The organism is Rhodopseudomonas pentothenatexigens (assembly GCF_900218015.1).
GTDB lineage: Bacteria > Pseudomonadota > Alphaproteobacteria > Rhizobiales > Xanthobacteraceae > Rhodopseudomonas > Rhodopseudomonas pentothenatexigens.
This window is the reverse complement of record NZ_UFQQ01000006.1, coordinates 18,989-34,568: the sequence shown is the minus strand read 5'-3', so window position 1 is coordinate 34,568 and position 15,580 is coordinate 18,989. Positions and strand designations below refer to the sequence as shown.

Annotated in this window: 11 protein-coding genes; 6 read left to right on the top strand and 5 right to left on the bottom strand. The window is 63.8% G+C overall.

What is annotated here, in order from left to right; genetic code table 11:
- Positions 1-87: 87 nt before the first annotated feature.
- Positions 88-1,260, top strand: coding sequence for a 4-hydroxybenzoate 3-monooxygenase (pobA, locus tag DWA33_RS06630; protein WP_114357314.1), 1,173 nt, complete (start codon positions 88-90; stop codon positions 1,258-1,260).
- A 341-nt stretch (positions 1,261-1,601) separates the two neighbouring features.
- Positions 1,602-2,045, top strand: coding sequence for a PaaI family thioesterase (locus tag DWA33_RS06625; protein ID WP_114357313.1), 444 nt, complete (start codon positions 1,602-1,604; stop codon positions 2,043-2,045).
- A 172-nt stretch (positions 2,046-2,217) separates the two neighbouring features.
- Here DWA33_RS06625 and DWA33_RS06620 read toward each other — a convergent pair whose 3' ends face one another.
- Both DWA33_RS06620 and DWA33_RS06615 read right to left on the bottom strand, forming a co-directional pair.
- Entirely contained in the window at positions 2,218-2,904 is a 687-nt protein-coding gene (locus DWA33_RS06620) for a DUF2848 domain-containing protein (RefSeq protein WP_114357312.1), read from the bottom strand.
- The gene (locus DWA33_RS06615; protein ID WP_114357482.1) at positions 2,897-4,246 is read right to left on the bottom strand and encodes an amidase; all 1,350 of its coding nucleotides are present in this window, start codon (positions 4,244-4,246) and stop codon (positions 2,897-2,899) included. The genes DWA33_RS06620 and DWA33_RS06615 overlap by 8 nt, the downstream gene beginning before the upstream one ends.
- 292 nt (positions 4,247-4,538) lie before the next feature.
- Here DWA33_RS06615 and DWA33_RS06610 point away from each other — a divergent pair, with 292 nt between their 5' ends.
- From DWA33_RS06610 to DWA33_RS06600, 3 genes are all read left to right on the top strand, one after another.
- Complete coding sequence (locus DWA33_RS06610; RefSeq protein WP_114357311.1) at positions 4,539-4,952, top strand: Zn-ribbon domain-containing OB-fold protein; 414 nt, start codon at positions 4,539-4,541, stop codon at positions 4,950-4,952.
- Between the two features lie 5 nt (positions 4,953-4,957).
- Positions 4,958-6,097 (top strand): thiolase C-terminal domain-containing protein, encoded by a 1,140-nt coding sequence (locus DWA33_RS06605; RefSeq protein ID WP_114357310.1) that lies wholly within the window; start codon positions 4,958-4,960, stop codon positions 6,095-6,097.
- Between the two features lie 223 nt (positions 6,098-6,320).
- Positions 6,321-7,235, top strand: coding sequence for an SDR family NAD(P)-dependent oxidoreductase (locus DWA33_RS06600; RefSeq protein ID WP_114357309.1), 915 nt, complete (start codon positions 6,321-6,323; stop codon positions 7,233-7,235).
- 250 nt (positions 7,236-7,485) lie between these two features.
- On the opposite strand, the gene DWA33_RS06595 is transcribed toward DWA33_RS06600, so the two are convergent.
- Together DWA33_RS06595 and DWA33_RS06590 are read right to left on the bottom strand one after the other, a co-directional pair.
- Complete coding sequence (locus DWA33_RS06595; protein ID WP_114357481.1) at positions 7,486-8,835, bottom strand: OmpA family protein; 1,350 nt, start codon at positions 8,833-8,835, stop codon at positions 7,486-7,488.
- 407 nt (positions 8,836-9,242) lie between these two features.
- Positions 9,243-9,572 carry a DMT family transporter gene (locus DWA33_RS06590; RefSeq protein WP_114357308.1) on the bottom strand — a complete coding sequence of 110 codons (330 nt, stop codon included), beginning with the start codon at positions 9,570-9,572 and terminating at the stop codon, positions 9,243-9,245.
- Between the two features lie 444 nt (positions 9,573-10,016).
- Here DWA33_RS06590 and DWA33_RS06585 point away from each other — a divergent pair, with 444 nt between their 5' ends.
- A complete protein-coding gene (locus DWA33_RS06585) occupies positions 10,017-12,422 on the top strand; it encodes a class I SAM-dependent methyltransferase (protein ID WP_114357307.1) in 2,406 nt (801 codons plus the stop codon).
- Positions 12,423-12,754: 332 nt separating this feature from the next.
- Here DWA33_RS06585 and ppc read toward each other — a convergent pair whose 3' ends face one another.
- Positions 12,755-15,562, bottom strand: coding sequence for a phosphoenolpyruvate carboxylase (ppc, locus tag DWA33_RS06580; protein ID WP_114357306.1), 2,808 nt, complete (start codon positions 15,560-15,562; stop codon positions 12,755-12,757).
- Between the last annotated feature and the right edge of the window lie 18 nt (positions 15,563-15,580).

The following is a 15,580-nucleotide window of genomic DNA, read 5'->3' as shown; positions in this document are numbered from 1 at the left end:
GCGTAATAGCTGCTAGACATCCGACGGCGGCTAGACGGCTCCGTGACGGTCCCGTAACGAGGCGACGACGAGATCGGGGGAACGACCATGCGGACACAAGTAGCCATCATCGGCGCGGGTCCGTCCGGGCTGCTGCTCGGCCAGTTGCTGCACATCTACGGCATCGACGCGGTCATCGTGGAACGCAAGGACCCGGACTACGTGCTGTCGCGGATTCGCGCCGGCGTGCTGGAACAGGGCATGGTCGACCTGCTCGACGAGGCCGGGGTCGGCGCGCGGCTGCACCGCGAAGCGCTGGTGCACGGCGGCTTCGAAATCGCGTTCGGCGGCCGGCGGCATCACATCGATCTGAAGGGCGCGACCGGCGGCAAGAGCGTCACCGTGTACGGCCAGACCGAGGTCACCCGCGATCTGATGGAGGCGCGCAACGGCGCCGGCCTGACCACGATCTACGACGCCGCCGACGTCAGCCTGCACGATTTCGAGGGCGCCCACCCCAAGGTGCGCTACGTCAAGGACGGCACCACCCGGGAGATCGTGTGCGATTTCATCGCCGGCTGCGACGGCTTCCACGGCATCAGCCGGCAGAGCGTGCCGATTGGCGCGGTGCAATCGTTCGAGCGGGTGTATCCGTTCGGCTGGCTCGGCCTGCTGTCCGACACTCCGCCGGTGTCGCCGGAGCTGATCTACGTCAACCACGACCGCGGCTTCGCGCTGTGCTCGATGCGCTCGGCGCACCGCAGCCGCTATTACGTGCAGTGCCCGCTCACCGACGATGTCGCCGAATGGAGTGACGACCGGTTCTGGGACGAACTGAGGAGCCGACTCGATCCGGAGACCGCCGGCAGGCTGGTCACCGGGCCCTCGATCGAGAAGAGCATCGCGCCGCTGCGCTCGTTCGTGGCCGAGCCGATGCGGTTCGGCCGGCTGTTCCTCGCCGGCGACGCCGCCCACATCGTGCCGCCGACCGGCGCCAAGGGTCTCAACCTCGCCGCCAGCGATGTGTACTACCTGTCGCGCGCCATCCGCGAGTACTACGCGGAGAAGTCGGAAGCCGGCATCGGCGCCTATTCGGCCAACGCGCTGCGCCGGGTGTGGAAGGCCGAGCGGTTCTCCTGGTGGATGACCTCGCAGCTCCACCGCTTCCCCGATCATGACGCCTTCTCGCAGCGTATCCAGGCCGCCGAACTCGACTATCTGATCAGCTCGCAAGCGGCACTGACCTCGCTGGCGGAAAACTACGTCGGCCTGCCGTACTGAGGCGACGCAGAGCCGCCGCCATTCACGGCTTAGCCATTGTCATTCCGGGGCGCGCGGAGCGCGAGCCCGGAATCCATAAGCCCTGCGCATGTGTTCTGGGACGATCGAACCTCCGCAAGCTCTAATCAGGGCTGTGGTTATGGATTCCGGGCTCACGCGCTGACGCGCGTGCCCCGGAATGACGAACGCCAGGCTGTCGAATGCAGCCGTGCAATCAGAGCGCCCCCTGCCGGCCGTTTCAAACACCCTTTCAAACCGCACTTCAAACTTTGTCGGCGTTGCCGGCAGTGTTGCGGTGCGGTCTAAAGGCGGTTGATGCAGCGAGGCGAGCGACGAGGCGCATGACCACCGATCCGACCGACACCACCGGGACCGACGGCATTCCCGCAGGATTCATTCGTCATGCCCGTTCGAGCCCGCTCACCGCGCCGTGGGAGCCGCTCTATGCCAAGACAACCGCGGAGGCGGTGATGCTGGGCTTGCGGATTCGCGAGTGCCACACCAATTCGCGCGGCCTCGCCCATGGCGGGCTGATCACGGCGCTGGCCGACAATGCGATGGGCTACAGTTGCGGGCTGAAGCTCGGCGGCGGCGCGCGGCTGCTGACGGCGTCGCTGGCGATCGACTTCATCGGTCCCGCCAAGATCGGCCAATGGCTACAGATCGAACCGGAGGTGATCAAGGTCGGAGCCAAGCTGTGCGTCGCGCAATGCTTCGTCACCGCAGACGGCACCCGCTGCGCCCGCGCCAACGGCAGCTTCAGCGTGATCAAGGCGAAGGAGTGAAAGGCTGCACTCCTGACCGACTAGCATCGTCGTTCCGGGGTGCGCGGAGCGCGAACCCGGAACCCCGGGCTGTTCTGCGCCGCCAGCCTTCGTCACAACCCCGGGATTCCGGGTTCGCGCCTGGCGGCGCGCCGGAATGACGGTGGTGGTGATGGCGCTTACCTCGCCACGTTCACCCCAATATCGGCAGCTCCACCACGTCATAGCCGTGGCGAATGATGCGGCCGCGCACAGGATCGTCGATCTCGAACTCGAACCGCGACGCCGGGCGAATGCCGCCCTTGGCGGCGAAGGTGCCGCCGAACAGCGCGGTGCCGTCCGGCAGGGTGCCGCCGCCGAAGCCGCGGGCGATCAGGTCGCGCGCCGGCAGCATCGCATCGAGCGTGCCCTCTTGGTACAGCACGCGCGTCCCGCCGATCGCGGCGTAGGACCGCAGCACGATGCGATCCCAATGCGGCTCGACCTCGCTGAACTCCCACAGCGAGGGCGCCAGCGGCTTGTCGCACATCTGCTTCGACACGGTGACGCCATACGCCTCGACCTTGCGGTCGGTGTGATCGGAGCCGACGCCGACCAGGATGCGGCCCTGATGGCCGATCAGCACGAACTCGACCTCGCCCGACGACTCGCCGCCCGAAACTTCGATCGTCGGCGCGGTGGTGAGCCGCGCCGCGGCGACGCGGTAGTAGATCGGAGTCGATGCGGGCCGCGCAATGCCGAGCGCTTCGAGCTCGGCGATGTGGTGATCGCGCGCCACCGGATCGCGCCCGGTCCAGCCGGCGATCACCGCAGTGGTGATCGGCAGCGTCAGCTGGGTGCGGCTGCCGGCAGCGTCGAGCGTGAAGGTGAGATCAACCACGGATCACCGCCTCCAGGCCGGCGGCGACCTCGAAGATCTCGCGGTCGGCGCCGTTCACCCCTGCCAGCATCAGCCCGATCGGCGGCTCGCCGTCCTGGTGGCACGGCAGCGAGATGGCGCAGCCGTCGATCATGTTGATCAGCGTGCAGTTCCGCAGCGTCAGCAGATTGGCCTTGGTGAACGCCTTGTCGTCCGCCAGCTCGGCAATGGTCGGCGCGGCGATCGCCGTGGTCGGCATCGCCACCGCGTCGTACGGCGCCAGCCGCGCCGAGGCGCGCGCGATCAGCGATTTGCGCGCGTTCACCAGATCGACGTAGTCGGCGGCGCTCTGGGTCTCGCCGCGCAGGATGCGCGCGCGCACCCGCGGATCGTAGACGTCGCCCTGCGCGACGATCAGATAGCGGTGCCAGGCGTAGCTCTCGGCCGCCGGGAAGCCGCCCTTGGCGCCGAGCGGCGCGACTTCGGCGAATTCCGGCACCTCGATCTTCTCGATGATCGCGCCGTGGCTCGACAACGTCTTCAACGCGCGGTCGAACGCGGCAGTAACGGCGGCATCGAGATCGTCGAGCGCCACCGTGGTCGGCACCGCGATCCGCATGCCTTTCAGCGGGCGGGCAACCAGCGGCCCCACCGGCTGGTCGGCGAGGATCGCATCCAGCGTGGCACAGCATGCGACGCTGCGCGCCAGAGGCCCGATGCTGTCGAGCGAGAACGACAGAGGCACCGCGCCTTCGCGCGGCACGCGATATTGCGACGGCTTGTAGCCGACGATGCCGTTGAACGCTGCGGGGATGCGGCACGAGCCACCGGTGTCGGTGCCGAGCCCGGCATGCGCCATGGCGTCGGCCACCGAGACCGCCGCGCCCGACGACGAGCCGCCCGGCACGTGGCCGACGTCGCGGCGATAGACGGCTTTCGGCGTGCCGTAGTGCGGATTGATGCCGATGCCCGAATAGGCGAACTCGGTCATGTTGGTGCGGCCGATCACCACGAAGCCGGCGCGCCGCAGCCGCGCCACCGCGGGCGCATCGCTGTCGGCCGGCGGATTGTCGTCGAGCGCGCGCGACCCGGCGCGGGTCACCTGGCCCTTGATGTCGAACAGATCCTTGATCGAGATCGGAATGCCGGCGAACGGCGACGGCGCCGCCCGGGCGGCGCGCAGCTTGTCCATCGCATCCGCCGCCTGCAGTGCGGCGTCGCGGTCGACGTGAATGAAAGCGCGCGCGCCCTCGCCGGCCGGATCGGCGATCCGCGCCAGACAGTCCTCCACCAGCTTGCGGGCGGTGGTGCGGCCGGCTTCGAGATCGGCCGCCAGGGCGGCGAGGGTAGGATGTCGGGTCATGCTGGTCATTCCGCTGCGAGCCGATCGGCAGCGCGCCGCGGCACGCCTCGATCGCAGATGAGGATCGTCGGCTTATTCAGTAGCGCGGAAAGTCAGGCTTTGCCATCCGCCGCCGCGGTGGCTTCGGCCCCGCGCCCGGCGCATCGCTCGGGCGCGACGATTGTCCGCTTTGCGGAATACAATTCACGCGCATCGCCCCGCGCTCTGCGCGTGTTGACGCTGGCGGGGCGATATCGCATCAAGACGCCACAACCGATGGGCCCACGAGCCAGCTCAGGGAGAAAACTAAGACATGGCTGAACCCGCACGCGCACGTCCCAAGATCACTCCGGAAACCCAGCACTACTGGGACGGCGCCAAGCAAGGCGAACTGCGGCTTCAGCGCTGCGATTCCTGCGCCCACGCGTACTTCCCGCCCCGCCCGTTCTGCCCGAAATGCGGCTCACGCGAGGTCAGCGTGTTCAAGGCTTCCGGCAAGGGTACCCTGTATTCCTACGTGATCAATCATCGCCCGCTGGCGGCCGGCTTCACCGAGCCCTACGCCATCGCGGTGGTCGAGCTCGAAGAAGGCCCGCGGATGATGAGCAACATCCTGGAGTGTCCGCAGACTCCAGAAGCGCTCGAGCTCGACATGAAGCTGGAAGTCACCTTCCAGACCATCGACGACAATCTCACCCTTCCGCAATTCCGTCCGGCGAAGGGGTAAGCACCATGCGTCGCAATCAGGTTGCTATCGTCGGCGCCGCCGAGACCACCAAGCTCGGCGTCATTCCCGACATGTCGCAGATCCAGCTCCACGCCGACGCCGCGCTCAACGCGATCGCCGACGCCGGGCTGAAGCTGTCGGACATCGACGGCATCGCCACCGCGGTCGAGACGCCGCAGCAGATCGCCCACTATCTCGGCATCACCCCGACCTGGGTCGACGGCACCTCGGTCGGCGGCTGCTCGTTCATGCTGCACGTCCGCCACGCCGCCGCGGCGATCGAGGCCGGGCTGTGCAAGACCGTGCTGATCACCCACGCCGAAAGCGGCAAGTCGATGATCGGCAAGCTGCCGCGCTCGTTCCAGGCCGACAGCCTGCAGGGCCAGTTCGAAGCGCCCTACGGCATCTATGGGCCGCCGAGCCAGTTCCCGATTCCTGTGCTGCGCTTCATGAAGACCCACGGCATCACCCACGAGCAGATCGCCTCGGTGGCGGTGGTGCAGCGCGAATGGGCGGCGAAGAATCCGCGCGCGATGATGAAGGACCCGATCACCGTCGCGGACGTGCTCAACTCGCGGATGATCGCCTATCCGTTCCGCCTCTTGCAGTGCTGCCTCGTCACCGACGGCGGCGGCGCGCTGATCATGACCTCGGCCGATCGCGCCAAGGACTTCCCGCACAAGCCGGTCTATGTGCTCGGCACCGGCGAGAGCGTCGAGACCCCGATGGTCAGCCAGATGGAGACCTTCAACTCCTCGCGGGCCTTCAAGGTGGCGGGCCCGACCGCGTTCCGCGAGGCCGGCATCAGCCACAGCGACGTCGATCATCTGATGATCTACGACGCGTTCGCGCACCTGCCGCTGTTCGGCCTCGGCGACCTCGGCTTCATGCCCTATGAGGAAACCGGCCAATTCATCGCCGACGGCAACACCCGCCCCGGCGGCAAGCTGCCGCTCAACACCAACGGCGGCGGCCTGTCCTACATGCACTCGGGCATGTACGGCATGTACGCGCTGCAGGAGAGCGTCCGGCAGATGCGCGGCATTGCGCCGGCACAGGTGGAAGGCGCGAAGATCTCGGTCTGCCACGGCGTCGGCGGCATGTTCGCGGCCTCCGGCACGATCATCTTCACCAACGAGAAGTAGTTCTGACTATCGGCGCCGTGAGGCGCGCTCCCTCTCCCCGCGTGCGGGGAGAGGGTTGGGGTGAGGGGGTGCCTCCACGAGTCTGAGCCGCTCGGCCGCGTGGAAGCGCCCCCTCACCCGCCCGGCTTCGCTCACGCTCGCCGGTCGACCTCTCCCCGCGCGCGGGGAGAGGTGAATGCAGCGGCACCATCAACGACCAAACGCCAACAACGGAAACAACAACATGGCCAAGGCACTGGACGGAAAAGTCATCATCGTCACCGGCGCGGGGCGCGGCATCGGCCGCGAGATCGCGCTGCTCGCGGCGCGCGAAGGCGCCAAGGTGGTCGTCAACGATCCCGGCGTCGCCTCCGACGGCTCCGGCACCGACGCTTCGCCGGCCGAGCAGGTGGTCGAGGAGATCAAGAAGGAAGGCGGCACCGCGGTCGCGAATTTCGAGACCGTCGCCGAGGCGATTCCCGCCAGCAAGATCGTCAAGCAGGCGGTCGACACCTACGGCAAGCTCGACGGCGTGGTGAACAACGCCGGTATCCTGCGCGACGCGATCTTCCACCGCATGAGCATCGATGCGTTCGAGCAGGTGATCAAGGTACACCTGATGGGCACGTTCTACGTCAGCCACGCCGCCGCCCGGCTGTTCCGCGAGCAGGAGAGCGGCTCGTTCGTGCACTTCACCTCGACCTCGGGGCTGATCGGCAATTTCGGCCAGGCCAACTACGCCGCTGCCAAGCTCGGCATCGTCGGCCTGTCGAAGTCGATCGCACTCGACATGAACCGCTTCAACGTCCGTTCCAACTGCGTGTCACCGTTCGCCTGGAGCCGGCTGATCGGCACCATCCCCACCGAGACCGAGGCCGAGAAGGCCCGCGTCGCGCGGATGCAGCAGATGGGCCCGGAGAAGATCGCGCCGCTGTCGGTGTATCTGCTCGGCGACGCCGCCAAGGACGTCAGCGGCCAGATCTTCGCGGTGCGGATGAACGAGATCTTCCTGATGGGCCAGTCGCGCCCGATCCGCTCGGTGCACCGCGACGGCGGCTGGACCTGCGAAAGCCTCGCCGAGCACGGCATGCCGGCGCTGAAGGGCTCGTTCTACAAGCTCGACCGCTCCGCCGACATATTCAACTGGGATCCGGTGTAAGTTCGATCAGCTCCGCGACGAGCGTCGGTTACACACCAGCACGTCATTCCGGGGCGCGCCGCCAGGCGCGAACCCGGAATCCGGAGCTGTGGAGCACCCGGCCGTCGCTACAAACTTGGAATTCCGGGTTCGCGAGCTGCGCTCGCGCCCCGGAATGACTCGAAGAACTAACAGCCCTGCAGTTTACGCGCACAGAGAAGCCCGCCTCGCGGCGGGCTTTTCCGTCGGGTGAAGCATCTTGGAGGGGGAGTTACTTCACCACGAATTCGATCCGGCGATTCTGCGCCCGGCCTTCGGCGGTGTCGTTGCCGGCGATCGGCTTGGCCGAGCCGTAGCCCGCCGCCACCAGCTTGACCGGGCCGATCCCGGCCTTGGTCAGGCTTGCCACCACTGCCTCGGCGCGGCGCTTCGACAGCGCGACGTTGGCGGACTTCTTGCCGGCGGCGTCGGTGTAGCCGGCGACCTCGATGGTCACCGCCGGGCACTGCTTGATCGCCGCGGCGAGCTTGTCGAGCAGCGGCTGCGACGCCTTGTCGATCACCGCGCCGCGGCGCTCGAAACTGATCTTCTCGGCCGAGGCCACGGCGGTCACCCGCCCCTGGCAATCCTGCGTGGAGGCGACCGGCAGCTCACCGGTGGCGCTCGCGGTCTTGATCTCGGCCGCAGGCGCGGCCGGCTTCACCGCCGCCGGCTTCGCGGCGGCCTCCTCGGCGGCCTTGGCCGCCGCCTGCTTGGCTGCGGCCTGATCGGCCGCCTTCTTCGCCGCCTCTTCGGCAGCCGCCTGCTCTGCGGCCTGCTTGGCGGCGGCTTCCTTCGCAGCGGCTTCCTTGGCCGCAGCTTCGGCGGCCGCCTTTGCGGCAGCTTCCTTCGCCTCGGCATCGGCCTTCGCCTTGGCGGCGCGCTTCTGCGCCGCGTCCATCGCGGCCATGGCCTTGGCTTCGGCTTCCTTCGCGGCGGCGGCCTGCGCGGCGGCTTCGGCCTCCGCCTTGGCCTTGGCTTCGGCGTCCGCCTGCAGCTTGGCGACCGTCTTGGCCGCCAGCGCCGCGCCGCTCAGTTCGTCGACATCGGTCACCCGGCGCACGCCCGGCACTTTGGCGATCTGCTCGCCCAACGCCGCGCGCACCTTGTCGTTGCCCAGATCGGCCGGCAGCAGCACGTCGCGCCCGGCGACGTCGAAGTTCAACGGATCGGCGCCCGCTTCCTTCACCACCTCGGCGACGCGCTCGCGCAGGTCCGGCTCCAGCTTCGGCAGCGTGGTGATGCCGAACACCGCCAGGATCAGGCCGGTCACGAACAGGCCGACCCACCAGCCCTCGAACCGCACCGGCAGCAGGCCCGGCGCGACGCCGCCGGCCAGGCCGCCGACGAAGTAAGCGATCACCAGCCCGACGCCGGCTTCCAGCATCAGCTCGGCCTTGCCGGAGGCGAGCTGCGCGGCGACCAGCACCAGCGCCACCGCCAGCACCACGCCGACCCGGCTCACCCAGTAATTCTCGAGGTCGGCCGCCCAGCCGAATTTGTCCGCGAGCAGCGGCGTGACCGCTCCGACGACGAACGCCGCCGCCAGCCAGATCCAGTAATGAGTGACGAGATACAGCATCGGACGCCCCTTCTCCGCCGCGCTCGCGCCGCGTGCCGGAGCCTTCAGCCACCGAAGCCGAGCCGACATGGCGCTGCGAACGCGCAAGTTCGCATGGTCGAACCGCCGCCACGATCTCCAGCAAATGGTCGGGCAGGGTCTTGCCAGTTAGCGCCATCGGAGCGCCGGCCACCATCCTGACGAAAGTTTGACCTGCGCCGCTGCGTGATTACTAACTGAGCAGACACGCTGCGATTTGCGGCACGATCCTAACTACTAATCTACCTGACAGTAGCAGGATACAGCGCTCGCGGTATCCGGATGCAATTTTCAACGGATGAGCGGGCACGCGGCAGCGCACCGAACTCAACCGCGTTGCCGAAATTATCCGCGCTCGCGGAGAGAGGCCGGCGCGACGATGCCGGACGCTAATGTGCCGACACGTTCGAGAAGAAATTGATGATGCCGACGCCGATGATGATGAAAGAGATACCGATCATCGCCGCCACATCCAAAGCCTCACCGAACCACAGCCACCCGACCGCAGAGATCAGCACGATCCCGATCCCGGACCACAGCGCATAGGCGATACCGACGGGGATGCTGCTCAACGTCAGCGACAAAGAGTAGAACGCTGCGCCATACCCGACGACAACCAGCGCCGACGGCAGCAGTACCGTAAACCCCTGCGACACCTTCAGCGCCGACGTGCCGACGACCTCGGCGACGATCGCGATCAGAAGATAGAGCCACTTCATGGTGGACGTCCTCGGTGGATGCTGAACGCAGATGAAATCGGTCGGGTCGAAGGCAGCCGCAACCAATACGAAACGGTCAACCAGATGTAGACCGCGCTCGACCACCTGGCCGCCTACAATCAGCGTCGCCCCAACCAAGGCCGTGGCATGAACGGCCGAACGACCGCCACCGCCATCATTGAAGACCTACCCTCGCCACAGCAAACGAAGGAGAGAAGGCAAGTCGGAAAACAAGACACGAAAGTAATCAGCTGACACCCCCGCTCACCGCGGCACTGTCAGCCGGTTACCCCCTCTGTACGCCCCCTCTCAATTAACGAACAACATACCCACTCAAGACAACCCGCCACACCAAAGACACGCCCACAAACATCTATTCGTCGCAATTGACACACGCACATCAAAACCTATAGCTGATCGATTCATTTATACGGGATTCACGCCATGCCGGCCAACGACGCACTCTATCGAGCATTAATGAATTCAATTGAGAGCACACTAGAACAACATCTCGATGGAGGGCCCGAACAAAATCTATCATTAGTTTTCGCTAACTACTTTACCACAGATTACTACCACCTCGAGAGTCACCTATTTGTTTTACGGTACGGATGTAGCGTCACCTCAATTTCATACGGAGAACTAAGAAGTCTATTGAGATATAGCGTCACCCCAAAGAAAGAGAATATCTATATTTCTTTTCACTCATCTCGCTCACTGAGACATGACCTAGCAACCATATGGGACACCCTCGTATCCCCAACACAGGAATTTCAAGAACTATCTGAAAAAATCTCGGCACTATACGCAACCAGTAACGACAAGAACAAATTCGCAAATAACTACGTTCAACTATCTAACTCGCACCGCTATTCCGAACTGAAGAAATTAGTTGTTGAAAGAACATCGTCGCGAATATCCGGAATTCACGGCGCCAGCCTCCGTGGCCTGATCATACTCGACGCATATCACTCGACGTGCGCAGTTGCCATCTCGAAGGATTTAGAGATTGACACGGCATCAATCGTTGGCAGATCCGGATACATCCATTCAGCTGGACAATTACTATATATTAGAAACGCAGCAAAATTTGAAGCATCTGCATGCATTGTAAGCCTAAGGCGCTACCACGCGAGCATTTCGGAGGCGAGCGGATCAAGCGGCCGACTTCCTTTTTTCTTGATGGCAAATGAACACCTCGATCCTTACGACCATTCACGTCCAGACGCAGGTGGAGGATCGGGTATTGTTCAGACCAGAATCCCGAAAGATAAGTACTTTATAGGTGGACAGCCAGCTGGTGACTTCTGGGATGCCATCTTGCTGGACAGAGATTTAGCGCGAATAGTCAGCCCAATGCCCGGCGAGGAGGACCCACACACTGAGATCCGTGATTTTGAAAAGAACAATCAAAGACTCAATGATCATTGCTTATTTCTTCTTCGAGATTTCGGCATAGATGAACGTGGCAGCCGTTCAAACAAACAGTACCTTATCCTGTACGCGAGACAGTTTCGCAACTCATCCCCATTTGTAATCTTTGATGAGTCAAAGCCGGGGTGGTACGCGCCAGTCACAGCACCTCACACGCTAACCGCAGCCATGCTTAATCTATGTCTTCCCAATTTGATGGGACGGCAACGCGACAGACCATTGGTGGTTTGCGACCCGTTTGTCGGCTCTGGCACATCGATCTTGGAAGCACACAAGCTACCAGGAAGTGTGAGATTTATTGCCGGAGACTTGTCAAAGCCGGCGCAGTTCGCGCGCAATGACAATCTGCTGTTCTTCAGCCTTCCACAGAAAGACCAAGAAAATGATGACGATTGTAAGAATAACCTTCTAGCGCCACTTGCTACGCTGCCACTATCAATCGACGGCATTCTGAATTTGCTAAGCTGTATCACGAGCACAAATCTAAAGCAGATGCTAGGAGACGCCCTAGAAGAGGCAACGACAATATCAACAAGGACGCAAGCAACCTCCTTGGATTCGGTTAAACAAGCCTTCCCATGGGCCGCCGCCCGCCTCTTGGAGCACCTTAGAAGCAATGCACCCGCACCATCTAGAACGCAGGCCGGAATTCGGACGTTGCGCGAAGCTGATTTCAGCGAGGTTTTGACGGCGTTTTCAAACCAACGTTCGTTAGCGTTGCGGCTGCTAATCTATTTGGTTTGGAGATCCATTTTGCGAGTCGGACCATCCCTGTACCGCGAGGGAAAGAAGAGAGATCGGCAGATCGAAATATTAACCAAGGCAGTTCAATCTGAGCTCGACACTTTTAAAAGCCAGTGTAAAAATTTGTCAAAGATCCGTGAGATGCGCCCCGAAGATCAGGTTGTAACACTCGGGGAGAGACTACTAATTCAGAAAGGATGGTATTGCCCTGAGATCATCTCGCCGCGGATTGCAGTCGGCAGCAAAGAGGCGGGTTTTGTGCTGCAAGATGGTGGGCAGGTGAGTGCTTTAGACTTGCTGAAGGATCTTGAAAGACAAGTTGATTTACTAGTTACAGACCCGCCTTACGCCTTCAATACGGACGACTATGAGAAGAACTTGGATCTATACCGAGAGTTGCCCGGCGCGATCGTTCGTTCAATGAATGACGGAGGGCAAGCAGTGATATGCCTTCCTGAGCAATCACATAACGGCCAGAACATCCCATCGTATGCGAGGAAGTCTTGGTTTGTTAGGGCGTTCATCGCGGAGGCAGCTCAAAATAGCGCCAAGGTTGTGAACGTTGGCGAGACGCGTCCCTCTGTTAGGGTATTATTTGACTCGCCATACTACTGGCGAAGTAGCCGTGCCTTGACAAGATCCGTTCTGCATTTCACAATTCGTAGGAATTAAGACCCTCTGGAGATGCAAGGGATGACGGACTTTCGCCCCTTAGAGACCCAAGATCCTGTTTGGCAAGAACGGTTCTATCGCGCTGGCGCTGCCTTTGATCTTGAGCTTCGCAGACAACAAGCGGAGGTGGCGAATGAGCATTTTCGGGAATCTGTGAGCGCTTCCAAGAAATGTGGCTCTGATCTCGATCAGACTGGGAGGTAGCATACGTCTCAGTGTATCGACCTCAATGGCTATAGTTCCTTGGCTTGCCTAGCAACGCTGCATTCTCCACTTTGAGTGCTCGCGGGAAGCAGCTTGATAGACATACGGCTCAATCTGTCTCGCCCCCCTCACCCGCTGTTCCGCAACCCCGCCGAGATCCCGTTGATCGTCAGTTGCACGCCGCGGAGCACCTGTTCGTCCGGATCGTGGCTGCGGTGTTCGCGCAGCAGTTGGACCTGGACGTGGTTCAGCGGATCGAGATACGGGAAGCGGTGGCGGATCGAGCGTTCGAGCAACGGATTGCTCTGCAGCAAGTGGTCCTGCTGCATGATCGCCAGCAGATAGTCGATCGATGAATGCCATTCGGCGCGGATGCGGCCGAAGATGCTGTCGCGGATCGCGGTGTCTTCGACCAGCTCGGCGTAGCGCGAGGCGATGCCGATCGAGCTCTTCGACAGCACCATGTCCATGTTCGACAACAGCGTGCGGAAGAACGGCCACTCCTGATACATCGTCTGCAGGAAGGCGATGCCCTTCTCCGGATGCTCGGTGACCCAGGCCGAGACCGCGCTGCCGAAGCCGTACCAGCCCGGCAGCATCAGCCGGCACTGCGCCCATGAGAACACCCAGGGGATCGCGCGCAGATCCTCGATCGCGCGCGTCTTCTTGCGCGAGGCCGGGCGGCTGCCGATGTTCAGCGTCGAGATCTCGTTGATCACCGTCGAAGCCCAGAAGTAATCGACGAAGCCGTCGGTCTCGTACACCAGGCCGCGATACGCCTTGAAGGCGAGCGCCGAGAGCTGCTCCATCGCTTCGAGATAGTCGCGATGCGGTGCCACCCGCTTCGGCTGCAGCAGGCTCGCCTCCAGCGTCGCGGCGGCTAGGATCTCGAGGTTGTTCCGGCCGACTTCGACGTTGGAATATTTGCTGGTGATGATCTCGCCCTGCTCGGTGATGCGGATCTGGCCGTTCACCGCGCCGCCCGGCTGCGCCACGATGGCGTCGTAGCTCGGGCCGCCGCCGCGGCCGACCGAGCCGCCGCGGCCATGGAACAGCCGCAACCGCACGCCATGGTGCTCGAAGATCTCGATCAGCCCGATCTCGGCCTTGTACAGCTCCCAGCCCGAGGTGACGAAGCCGCCGTCCTTGTTGCTGTCGGAATAGCCGAGCATCACCTCCTGCACCGAGCCGCGGCTGTCGACCAGCCGGCGATATTCCGGAATCGCCAGCAGCCGGTCCATGATCTTGGCGCAGGCCTGCAGGTCCTCGATGGTCTCGAACAGCGGCACCACATTGATGGCGCTGCGCCCGGACGGATCGATCAGCCCGACCTCCTTGAGCAGCACCGCGACTTCCAAGAGGTCGGAGACGCCCTTGGTCATCGAGATGATGCACTGGGGGATCGCTGCCGCCCCGTAGGTCGCGTGCGCCTTCGCGGCTTCGCGGAACACCGCGAGCTCGCCGACGGTCTCGTCGCTGTATTTGACGAACATCGAGGTCAGCGGACGGGTGCTGCGCAGCTCGCTGATCAGCAGCGCGATCCGCGCTTCTTCGTCGAGCACCGCATAGGAGGTGCCGGGCCGCGCCGCGTCCATCAGCTCGCCGATGGTGCGCTCGTGCACCGCCGAGTTCTGCCGCATGTCCAGGCTGGCGAGATGGAAGCCGAAGCAGTCGATCGCGCGGCGAAGCTGGCGCAGCCGGCCGCGCGCGATCACGCCGGAATTGTGCGCGGTGAGCGACAGATGGATGGCATCGAGATCGGCCTTGAAGTCCTGCGCGCTGGCATAGGGCTCGGCCTCGCCGACCGGGGCGCGGAGGTTCTCGACCTCGAGAGCGACCGCCGTCGCTGCGAGCCGCGCATAGATGCCGGACACCGCGAGGCGATACGGCTCGTACTTCCGATGCGGCGAGGTGTCGGGCGAGGTTTCGGCCAGCGCCTTGACGGTGTCGGTGATGCCGGCGAGATGCGAGGCCAGCGACAATTCCGAGCCGAGTTCGTGCAGCTCTTCGAGATAATAGCGCAGCACGCGGCTGCTCTGCAGCTTCAACGTGCCGTGCAGCACCTCGGCGGTGACGAACGGATTGCCGTCGCGGTCGCCGCCGATCCAGCTTCCCATCCGCAGGAAGCTCGCCAGCTCGCCTGCGCTGTTGACGCCTTCGGCCTTCGCCGCATCGGCGAGCCGATCCTCCAGCGCGCTGTGCAGCCGCGGCACCTCGCGCAGGAAGGTGTAGTCGTAGAACGACAGGCCGTTGGTGACTTCGTCCAGCACGGTCAGCTTGGTCCGGCGCAAGAGGTTGGTCTTCCACAGCGTCTCGACGGCGCGGCGCAGCCGCTCCTCGTTGTCGGCCCATTCGTCGGCGGTGAGCTGGACACGGTCGCGCTGATCGAGCAGCGATGCGATCTGCATCTCGCGGTCCATCGTGCTCTTGCGGCGCACCTCGGTCGGATGTGCAGTCAGCACCGGGCTCACCAGTGCCGTCGCAAAGAACTTGCGCAGCTCGGCGGCGGTGATCCCCTCGGCCCGCGCATGCGCCAGCGTCTTGGCGAGCAGCCCGGCGCGCGGTGCCGAACCGGCGGTCGAGCCGGCGCGCATCTGGCGGATGTTGTTCTGGTCCTCGGCGATGTTGGCGAGGTGCGAGAAGTAGCTGAAAGCGCGCACGATCCGCATCGTGTCGGGAATCGACATGCCGTCGAGGATGGCGGCGAGCTCGGCGCGCGCGGTCTTGTCGTCGTCGCGGTGGAAGCGGATCGAAGTCTGGCGGATGTTCTCCACCAGATCGAACACGCACTGGCCCTCCTGCTCGCGCACGGTATCGCCGAGGATCCGGCCGAGCAGCCGGATGTCGTTGCGCAGCCGGGTCTCGGCCTCGATCGCGGAGTCGTCGGGACGATCGGGCGCCGGTTCAGGGTCGGTGGGCAGACTCAACGACGACATCGCAGTACTCCAGGACCA